This window comes from Asanoa sp. NPDC050611 (genome assembly GCF_040654855.1).
Lineage (GTDB): Bacteria > Actinomycetota > Actinomycetes > Mycobacteriales > Micromonosporaceae > Asanoa.
Genome location: NZ_JBFAIU010000302.1, coordinates 1 through 9,324, shown reverse-complemented (window position 1 = coordinate 9,324; position 9,324 = coordinate 1). Strand labels below are relative to the sequence as shown.

The 9,324-nt window shown below is 71.5% G+C and carries 9 protein-coding genes; 2 read left to right on the top strand and 7 right to left on the bottom strand.

Features of this window, described 5'->3' with window-relative positions:
- Nucleotides 1–434: 434 nt before the first annotated feature.
- Complete coding sequence (locus AB0H87_RS32475) at nt 435–2,324, bottom strand: beta-propeller domain-containing protein (RefSeq protein WP_360154351.1); 1,890 nt, start codon at nt 2,322–2,324, stop codon at nt 435–437.
- A gap of 47 nt (nt 2,325–2,371) precedes the next feature.
- Nucleotides 2,372–2,830 (bottom strand): Lrp/AsnC family transcriptional regulator, encoded by a 459-nt coding sequence (locus tag AB0H87_RS32470; protein ID WP_360154348.1) that lies wholly within the window; start codon nt 2,828–2,830, stop codon nt 2,372–2,374.
- A 58-nt stretch (nt 2,831–2,888) separates the two neighbouring features.
- On the opposite strand from AB0H87_RS32470, the gene ddaH reads away from it, so the two are divergent.
- On the top strand, nt 2,889–3,722 hold the full coding sequence (gene ddaH / locus AB0H87_RS32465) for a dimethylargininase (RefSeq protein WP_360154345.1): 834 nt from the start codon (nt 2,889–2,891) through the stop codon (nt 3,720–3,722).
- Nucleotides 3,723–3,732: 10 nt separating this feature from the next.
- Here the strand turns inward: ddaH and AB0H87_RS32460 are convergent, their stop codons facing one another.
- Nucleotides 3,733–4,932, bottom strand: coding sequence for an ABC transporter substrate-binding protein (locus AB0H87_RS32460; RefSeq protein ID WP_360154342.1), 1,200 nt, complete (start codon nt 4,930–4,932; stop codon nt 3,733–3,735).
- Nucleotides 4,933–5,018: 86 nt separating this feature from the next.
- Nucleotides 5,019–5,831: a prolyl oligopeptidase family serine peptidase gene (locus AB0H87_RS32455; protein ID WP_360154339.1), complete on the bottom strand. Its 813-nt coding sequence runs from the start codon at nt 5,829–5,831 to the stop codon at nt 5,019–5,021.
- 64 nt (nt 5,832–5,895) lie between these two features.
- Here AB0H87_RS32455 and AB0H87_RS32450 point away from each other — a divergent pair, with 64 nt between their 5' ends.
- The gene (locus AB0H87_RS32450) at nt 5,896–6,495 is read left to right on the top strand and encodes a bacterial proteasome activator family protein (protein ID WP_360154336.1); all 600 of its coding nucleotides are present in this window, start codon (nt 5,896–5,898) and stop codon (nt 6,493–6,495) included.
- On the opposite strand, the gene AB0H87_RS32445 is transcribed toward AB0H87_RS32450, so the two are convergent.
- The 3 genes from AB0H87_RS32445 to serS form a co-directional block, all read right to left on the bottom strand.
- Complete coding sequence (locus tag AB0H87_RS32445; protein WP_360154333.1) at nt 6,492–7,286, bottom strand: HAD family hydrolase; 795 nt, start codon at nt 7,284–7,286, stop codon at nt 6,492–6,494. The two genes, AB0H87_RS32450 and AB0H87_RS32445, sit on opposite strands and share 4 nt — an antisense overlap.
- Nucleotides 7,283–8,104: an HAD family hydrolase gene (locus AB0H87_RS32440; RefSeq protein WP_360154330.1), complete on the bottom strand. Its 822-nt coding sequence runs from the start codon at nt 8,102–8,104 to the stop codon at nt 7,283–7,285. Before AB0H87_RS32440 ends, AB0H87_RS32445 begins: the two co-directional genes overlap by 4 nt.
- A 141-nt stretch (nt 8,105–8,245) precedes the next feature.
- Nucleotides 8,246–9,324 (bottom strand): serine--tRNA ligase (serS, locus tag AB0H87_RS32435; protein ID WP_360154327.1); only part of this gene is annotated, 1,079 nt, incomplete at its 5' end.

Genomic DNA, 9,324 nt, shown 5'->3' with positions numbered 1-9,324 from the left:
AGCCGCCGCGACGCGGGTGAGGCAGACGGCGCGAGCCGGCGGGACGCGGGTGAGGCAGAGGGCGCGAGCCGGCGGGACGCGGGTGAGGCAGAGGGCGCGAGCCGGCGGGACGCGGGTGGGGAAGACGCCGCGAGCCGCCGCGACGCGGGTGGGGAAGACGCCGCGAGCCGCCGCGACGCGGGTGAGGCAGACGGCGCGAGCCGGCAGGACGCGGGTGAGGCAGACGCGCGAGCCGCCGCGACCCGGTGGGGAAGACGCCGTGAGCCGCCGCGACGCGGGTGAGGGAGACACCGCGAGCTGGCGCGACATGGGTGAGGCAGACGCCGCGAGCCGGCGCGACGGCGGGCGAACGAGACGCCCGCCGTCGGGTCCAACAACGGGCCGGACGGGGCACAGGCGGGTCCGACAATCCCAGAGATGACCCACGCGGATCCCTAGAACGGCAGCCAGGCCTGGGACCGCATCGTGTTCGGGTCCGTGGCCTGTATCCCGTCCTCCGACACCGTCCACAGTGTCCCGGAGACGATCAACGACCGTCGGGGCGTCGGGTTGTAACCGTTCGTCGACGGATGCTTCAGCCCGCCCACCTCGGTCAGCGACGACCCCGAAACCCGCAGCGCCAGCATCGTCTCCGGCCCACCCCCGGTCACGGGCACCACCAACAACCCCGTCGGCGGCCAGTACAGGAACGCGTGGGGATCGTGCTCGGCCTCCGAGAAGGAGTTCGCGATCCGATGTTGCGAAACCCGCCGCGGGTGAGCCAGGTCGCTCACGTCGAACACCGACACCTGGGTCCCCCGCACCCGGCCCGACGAGTCCGCGTCCTGCCCGACGCCGATCAGGCGGCCGCCGTCCAGCGGATGCAGGTACGCGGAATACCCATTGATCTTCAGCTCGCCCCGAACGGCCGGCGCCGACGGCTTGGACAGGTCCAATGTATACAGCGGATCCGTCTGGCGGAACGTCACCACGTAACCGACCGGCCCCGCGAAGCGCACCGAATAGATCCGTTCGCCCTTGCCCAGGCCGCCGACCATCCCGACGCGGGCCAGGTCGCCGGCGCGTAGGACGTACACCGATGAGACGTTGGCGTTGTTCGTCACCGCCACCCGCAGATGGCCGTCGAACTCCGACATGGCGTATTGGTTCAGCACGCTGCCGAGCACGGACCCCGCGGCCACGTAGCGCGGCGCTCCGTTGCCCGTGATGTCGAACCGGTAGATGACCGTCTCCGGGTCCGGGCCGAAGGCGCCGTCGCGGCGGATACCGCGCCATTGCTGGTCGTTGGCCACGTAGAGGCTGGTTCCGTTGCTGTAGACCAGGTCGCCGTCCGCCGCGATCGTGGTCGGTTCGCCCGCATCGTATTCGCCGCCGATGTCGAAGCTGAGCACCGTCAGCAGCGAGCTTCCCGAGAAGCTGTCCGGCCGCCGCACCGCCCCGCAGTCGAGCCGGCCGCCCTGCTTGCTGGCGCCGTTGGTGGCGGACCACTTCGGCAGCCAGTCGTCGATTGTGGACCGGTCGATCGTCCGCTGGTTGTCGCGCAGGCGTTGCGCGTCGGTTCCCTGTGCACGATAGGAGAACTGGATCTGCGGCCGGCTCCGCACCACGATCCGTGCCGTCGCACCGACCTGCCGGGCGTCGACCATCGAGCCATCCATTGTGTACGAGCCGACGACGGCCGGCGCGGTGCCGGCCAGATCGACCGTGACGAGACGGAGGACCGTGTCGCCCCACGGCGCGAAGCTCATCCGCGCGTTCGGGGCGGCCGGGGCCGGCAACCATTCGGTCAGGAGCACCATCGCCCGGTCACCGGACAACAGCAGGCTGGACGCGACCGGCTGCGACTGGCCCCGCTCGAGATGGAGGCTGGCGGTGATCTGGCGGCTGTGGGGGTCGATCACCCGCAACACGCCACCGGTGATCGTCACGATCCGGCGCCCGTCGGTCTTGACCAGGTCGGGCTCGTCGGCCCCGGCCTCGTGGACGTTGGTCCCCGAGTAGTCGCTCGCTGGGGGTGCCTTGGCCACCGAGTCGGTCCGGGCTGCGAGCCCCTGCTCACGGGGACCGCCCGCGAACACCGCGGTCCGCACGTCCCACCCGCTGTCCGGGAAGCCCCACGGCGTCACGGACTCCTTCGCCGCCTTCTTCAACCCGGCCAGCACGTCGGCGCAGGAGTCGAAGGCGACCAGCCGGAACGCCGGCGCCGGCAGCGCAGAAGCCGGGGACGCGGGCGGAGCCGGTGCCGGATCGCCGCCACCGGCGGTGCACCCGGAAACGAGCATCAGCGCGACGAGAGCGAGCGCACCACCACGGGCCTTGGTCATGCCGGGTTTGACGCCGACCGGCCCGGCGCCGTTCCAACCCGAACGGCTCAGTTCGGCGCCGGCACCACGTTCGGCGCGTCCACCAGCCGGCTCAACACGATCATGCTGCGTGTGGAGGTCACGAACGGCTCCGCCCGCAGCCGTTCCAGCGCCTGCTCCAGGTGGGCGATGTCCGCGGCCCGCAGGTGCACGAGCGCGTCCGCCTCGCCCGAGACCGTGTACGCGCCCACCACCTCGGGATGCCGCCGGGTCGCGACCGTGAGCTGGGCCGGCGTGGTCCGCCCGGTGCAGTACAGCTCGACGAACGCCTCCGTCGTCCACCCCACCGCCGCCGGGTCGACCACCGCCGTGAAGCCCCGGATCACCCCCGCCGCGCGCAGGCGATCGACGCGCCTCTTTACCGCCGGTGCCGAGAGCGAGACCCGCTCACCGATCTCCGAGTACGAGGCCCGAGCGTCGGCGACGAGCGACGCAATGATTCGCTGGTCCACGTCGTCGATCTGCAACGTTTCGCCTCTTCCAAGCAAGAGATTCGGCTGTCTTGACCACGAAGAGTACCTGATCATGGTGATCGTGAAGGACGAGCGGATGTCGCGTAAGCGGACATATCTAATGTGCCCGCCGGAGCGGTTCACGGTCGCGTACGCGATCAACCCGTGGATGGACACCAGCGCGCCCGTCGATGTGGAGCTCGCCCTGAAGCAGTGGCAGCTGCTCCGGGAGACCCTCGCGCGACTCGGCCACACGGTCCACGTGCTCCCGGCCGGGGACGGCCTCCCCGACATGGTCTACGCCGCCAACGGAGCCTTCACCGTCGACGGTACGGCGTTCGGCGCCCGCTTCCGCTACCCCCAACGGGCGGCCGAGGCGGACCTCCACCGGGCGTTCTACGCCGAGCAGGGCTGGGCCTACGTCGAGCCGACCGAGATCAACGAGGGCGAGGGCGACTTCGCCTACCTGCCGGACGCGTACGGCGGCATGATCCTCGCGGGTTACGGGTTCCGCACCGAGGCCACCGCGCACAGCCACGCCCAGGAAGCGCTCGGCCGCCCGGTGATCTCCCTGCAGCTCGTCGACCCGCGCTTCTACCACCTCGACGTGGCCTTGGCCGCGCTCGACGACAAGCGGATCACCTACTACCCGGGCGCCTTCTCCGCCGGCTCGCAGAAGATCCTGGCGCAGCTCTTCCCCGACGCCCTGATCGCCGACGAGGCCGACGCCCTCGCCTTCGGGCTCAACCTGGTCAGCGACGGCCGCAACGTCGTCCTCAACGCCGAAGCCACCGCGCTCACGTCGAAGCTCGCGACGGCCGGCTACACGCCCGTCCCGGTCGAGCTGAGCGAGCTCAAGAAGGGCGGCGGCAGCGTCAAGTGCTGCGTCGCCGAACTGCGTCCCTGAAAGGGGCGGCTCAGCCGAGCGTCGCCAGCTCGTTGATCACCACGTTCGCCAGCACCGGCCCGTCCTGGCGCACCTGGCGGAGGTACCACTTCTGCTGAGGCGTCCGGGTCTGGTTGAACTGCCACTCGCCCCGCGGGCTGGCGACCAGACCGATTTTGCCCATGGCGAGGTTGACCTCCTGCGGCGACGGGTCCGCACCGGCCAGCCGCACCGCCTTGTCGATCACCTGAGCGGCGTCGTACGACGCGACGGCGTAGGTGGTCGGCGCCGACTTGTAAACGCCGCGGTACGCCGAGCCGAACTCGCGGTTGGCGGCGTTGTTCAGGTCGGGCGAGTAGTTGAGCGCCGTGAAGACGCCGTTTGCCGCAGCCTTCGCCTCGGCGAGCACCGCGCCCTCGGTCAGGAAGCCGGGCGCGTAGATCTCGCCGTCGTAACCGTCGGCCTTCAGCTGACTCAGGAACTCGACCGCGGCCTGTCCACTGTAGAAGCAGTAGATGGCCTTGGGATTGTTGCGTCGCACCGCGTTGATCTTGCTGCGGAAGAACGTCTTCGTCGGCTCGGCCACGTATTCCGTCCACACCGGGTCCGCGAGCCGTGCCCCTCCGGCGTCGGCGTACGACGAGCGGAAGCCGTTGACCGCGTCCCGCCCGGCTTCGTAGTCCGGCGCGATGATGCCGACCCTGCCATCGACGTTCTCCGCGACGTAGCGACCCAGCGCCTGGCCCGCCTCGTTGTTCACATAGGACGTACGCCAGATGTAGACCACGCTCTGCAGCGACGACGGTGAGGCGACCGATCCGATCAGGGGGATCCGGGCCTGCTCGACGGTGTCGCGGATGCCGAGCATCACGTCGGAGCTGGCGACGCCGGTCAGCGCCAGCACGCCCTGCTTGAGCAACCCGTCGAGCGCCGCCTTGCCGGACTCGACGGTCTCGCCCTCGTCGGCGACCAGGAGCTGCACCTGGTGGCCGCCCAGCCGCTGGTCGTGCCGGTCGAGATAGAGGTTGAAGCCGCGGGCGATCTCGTCGCCGATGTCCTTCAGGCCGGCCGTCTGCGGCGCGATCAGGCCGATTTTGATCGGTTCGTCGCTCACGAGCTCGTTGCCCGCGGCGGCACCGTCGGCGGAGTCGCTGCCGCAGCCGGCGAGCAGGCCCGCGGCACCCAGGCCCGCGAACAACCGCAACGCCTGACGGCGATCCATCTGTGACACGGAAACGACCCTCCCCGACCGGTGGGCTGGATGCCACACTCCCACGGGTTCCTACCGTCTCAACGACGCTGCGTCAATGAAGATGATCACGAGTGCAGCGACCGCAACGCCTCTGTCACCTGGCGCCAAGCCATTGACCTCGGATCGATCAACTCGAAATGCCCCACTTCAGGCAGTTCCCACAGCGCGATTTCGTTATCGAGCGCGCCGGCCGCCGCGACGAAACGTCGGCTCAGGTCGATCGGGACCTGCACATCCTTCGTTCCATGAATGATCACGGTGCGTAACCGCAAGGATCTCCGTGGCAGTGGGTCGGCCGCCGCGTAGGCCGCGGCCCGATCCGCGGGGCCGCCGCCGAGCAGGGCCGAAACGGCACCTTCGTCGAGGTCCAGCCGGTGGGCCTCGACCAGGTCCGCGACCGGAGCCAGAGCCAGCACGCCGGCGGGTACGGCGGGCGCGTGCGCCGCGTACCAGAGCGCGAGATGGCCGCCGGCTGAGTGCCCGACCAGCAGCGGCGGCCCGTCGGGAAGCGACGGCCGACCGAGCGACCGGGCGGTGGCGGCGACGAGCCCGGGCAGCGCGTCGACCCCGGCCAGCACGTCGTCGAAGGTGGCCGGCCAGCCGCCGGGGGAGCCGGGCCCGGTCCGCCGGTACTCGATCTGGGCCACGGGATAGCCCTCGGCGACCAGCGCGGCGGCGAGGTGGCCGGTGTGCGAGCGGTCGTACTCGGCGCGCCAGAAACCGCCGTGGATGACCACCACCAGCGGCCCGACGGGGCCGTCCACGGGGAGCCGGACGTCGGCGACGTGATCGTCGTGCGGCCCGTAGCGAACCACCGCGTCCGGCGCAGGGGGAGGGAGAACAAGCACGTCGCGTGGGTCAGGCTCGCGTGCGGGCATGCGCGGAACGCTAGCTGGTCAGGCCGGCGAGCACACGGGGCGGGCGTTGGGGAAAGATGGAGGCATGACCGAGACCCCAGGAGCGCCGGACGAGCAGGCCGAAACCAACCGCCGGTCGGGCACCGTGGTGGTGGTCGGGCCGGACGGGCGACCGGTCGGCACGGTCGACACGGAGGGCGCCGACGGCGACGAGGACCCGGGCCGCCAGATCGAGCAGCCCGCCAAGGTCATGCGGATCGGCAGCATGATCAAGCAACTGCTGGAGGAGGTACGCGCGGCGCCGCTCGACGAGGCCAGCCGGGTCCGCCTGCGCGACATCCACCAGCGTTCGATCGTCGAGCTGGAAGACGGGCTGGCGCCGGAGCTGCGCGACGAGCTGGAGCGGCTCTCCCTGCCCTTCAGCGAGACGTCGACGCCGAGCGAGGGCGAGCTGCGGGTTGCCCAGGCTCAGCTGGTCGGCTGGCTGGAGGGCCTGTTCCACGGCATCCAGGCCGCCCTGGTGGCCCAGCAGATGGCCGCCCGGATGCAGCTGGAGCAGATGCGCGGCGGCGGCCGCCCCGCGCTGCCACCCGGCGCCGTGCCGGGCGTGATCCCCGGCATCCCCGGCCCGGGCGGCACCCAGCAGCCCGGCACCGAGGGCCGCGGCACGGGCCAGTATCTCTAAGGCAGCAGCGTCTCGAGGTACGCCGCGACCCCGTCGTCCTCGTTGCTGGCGACCACCTCGTCGGCGATCTCCTTCACCGCTGGGTGCGCGTTGCCCACCGCGACCGCGCGCCCGGCCCAGGCGAGCATCGGCACGTCGTTGGGCATGTCGCCGAACGCCGTGACCACCGCCGCCGGCACGCCGAGCCGGTCGCAGTACCAGGCCAGCCCGGCCGCCTTGGTCACGCCGGACGCGGAGACCTCGACCAGCCCGGTCGAGGACGAGTGCGTCGCCTCGCCCACCCCGGCCAGGGTTTTGCCGACCAGCGCACTGAACTCGTCCGGGTCCCGCTCGCCGGCGCGCACGAGCAGCTTGACCGCGGGCTCGCGCAGCAGCTCGGCGACCACCTCGACGGACCGCACCCCGCCGTGCTCGCTGTCCCACCGGATCGGGTAGTCGATGTGGTGCAGCATCTGCCGGCCGTCCATGACCTCGACCGCGAGCACCGCCTCCGGCACCTCTTCGGCCAGCCGGCGGGCGATCTCCGTGAGCGCCTCCGGAGCCAGCGGGTCGGCCCGCAGGACCTGGTCACGCAGCGGGTCGTAGACCACCGCGCCGTTGGCACAGACGGCCGGCAGCGGGGTCGCCAGCTGCTGGTAGACCGTCCGGAGCCAGCGGATCGGCCGCCCCGTGACCAGCACGACCGGCAGGTCGGCGGCGGCGGCCCGCTCCAGCGCGGCGGCGGTGCGCGCGCTGATCGTCTTGTCGGCGCGCAGCAGGGTGCCGTCGAGGTCTGTGGCGATCAACATCATCGCGACAGTAGCCGGTCGAGGTAAACCGCCACACCGTCCTCGTCGTTGGTCAACGTGATCTCGTCGGCGGCGGCCCGCACCAGCGGGTGCGCGTTGGCCACCGCCACGCGGCCCCAGCCGGCCCACGCGAACATCCCGAGGTCGTTGGGCATGTCGCCGAAGACCAGCACGTCGCCGGGGTCGACGCCGATCGCCTCGGTGATCACGGCCAGGCCCGTGGCCTTGTCGACGCCGGGCGGGAGGATCTCGATGAAGCCGAGCCCGGCCTGGGTGACGGTGGCGACCGAGGGCGAAACGATCCGGACGGCGGCGGCGAGCAGCTCGTCGACGTCGTGCCCGGGGGCGCGGGCGAACGCCTTGATCACGTCGCCGGCGAAGCAGTCGGCCCGGCTGCGGGCCTCGAACCGGTCGGGGTAGCGCCAGGACGGGTCAGGGTCGCCCCAGAGCGGGTCGTCGTGCCCGTCGAGCGCCTCGACCATCACGGTGAGCGGCCCGACCGCGGACTCGAGCTCGGTGACGACGGAGGCCAGGACGCGGCCGGACAGCCGGGCGTCGCGCAGCACGATCGGGTCGAGGGGGTCGGTCTGGTCGACGACGCGGCCGCCGTTGGCCATCACCAGGAAGTCCGCGTCGCGGATGTCGTTGCGGGTCAGCTCGGCCAGGCGGGGGCCCCGGCCGGTGGCGCCCACGATCGGGATGCCGGCGGCGCGCACCCGGTCCAGGACCTCATGGGTGTACGCGGAGACGGTGTCGTCGTTGTGCACGATCGTGCCGTCGAGGTCGGTCGCGACCAGTTTCGGCAAGCCCGGTCGGGGCATGGCTCCTCCTCGCCCCGACCCGAAATCGGCTGCGGGGAGCAAGCCGCGAGCGGCCGGGCAGCAACCGTACCTCGCACTGGGTAGCCCAGCCATGACGTTTGGGAGAAATCGTCGCGGCCGGGCTGCCCACACGCAGTGCGGTCAGGACCTCTTGACCGGCTCCAAGACGTCGCGACCGCCCAGATAGGGCTGCAACGCCTTCGGCACCGCGACCGAACCGTCCGGCCGCTGGTGGTTCTCCAGGATCGGCACGATCCACCGGGTGGTCGCCAGCGTGCCGTTGAGCGTCGCGGCGGTCTGCGGCCGCCCCGCCTCGTCCCGGTAGCGGATGTTGAGCCGGCGGGCCTGGAACGTCGTGCAGTTGGACGTCGAGGTGACCTCGCGGTAGCGCCCCTGCGACGGCACCCAGGCCTCGCAGTCGTACTTGCGGGCGGCGCTGCTGCCGAGGTCGCCGGCGGCCGTGTCGATCACCCGGTAGGGGACCTCGACCTTCGCCAGCATCTCCTCTTCCCAGGCCAGCAGCCGCAGGTGCTCCTCGTGCGCCTGCTCGGGCCGGCAGTAGGAGAACATCTCGACCTTGTCGAACTGGTGCACGCGGATGATGCCGCGCACGTCCCGCCCGTACGAGCCGGCCTCCCGGCGGAAGCAGCTCGACCAGCCGGCGTAGCGGACCGGCTCACCGAGGTCGAGGATCTCGTTGCTGTGGTAGGCCGCCAGCGGAACCTCGCTGGTGCCGACCAGGTAGAGGTCGTCGGCTTCGAGCCGGTAGACCTCGCTGGCGTGCGCACCGAGGAAGCCGGTGCCCTCCATCGCCTCCGGCTTGACCAGCGCGGGGACGATCGACGGGGTGAGGCCGTATTCGACCGCCTGCGCGATGGCCATCTGCAGCAGCCCGAGTTGGAGCAGCGCGCCGACGCCGGTCAGGTAGTAGAACCGGCTGCCCGACACCTTGGCGCCGCGCTCGACGTCGATCGCGCCGAGCAGCTCGCCGAGCTCCAGGTGGTCGCGCGGTGCCTCGATCTCGGGCTTCGTGCCGACCTCGCGCAGCACCACGTAGTCGTCCTCGCCCCCGGCGGGAGCGCCCTGCTCGACGACGTTCGAGATCCGCAGCTGGGCCGCGCGCAGTGCCGCGTCGGCGTCGCCGACGGCCGCCTCGGCCGCCTTGACCTCGCCCGAGAGCTCCTTGGTGCGGCCGAGCAGGGTCTCCTTCTCGGCGCCCG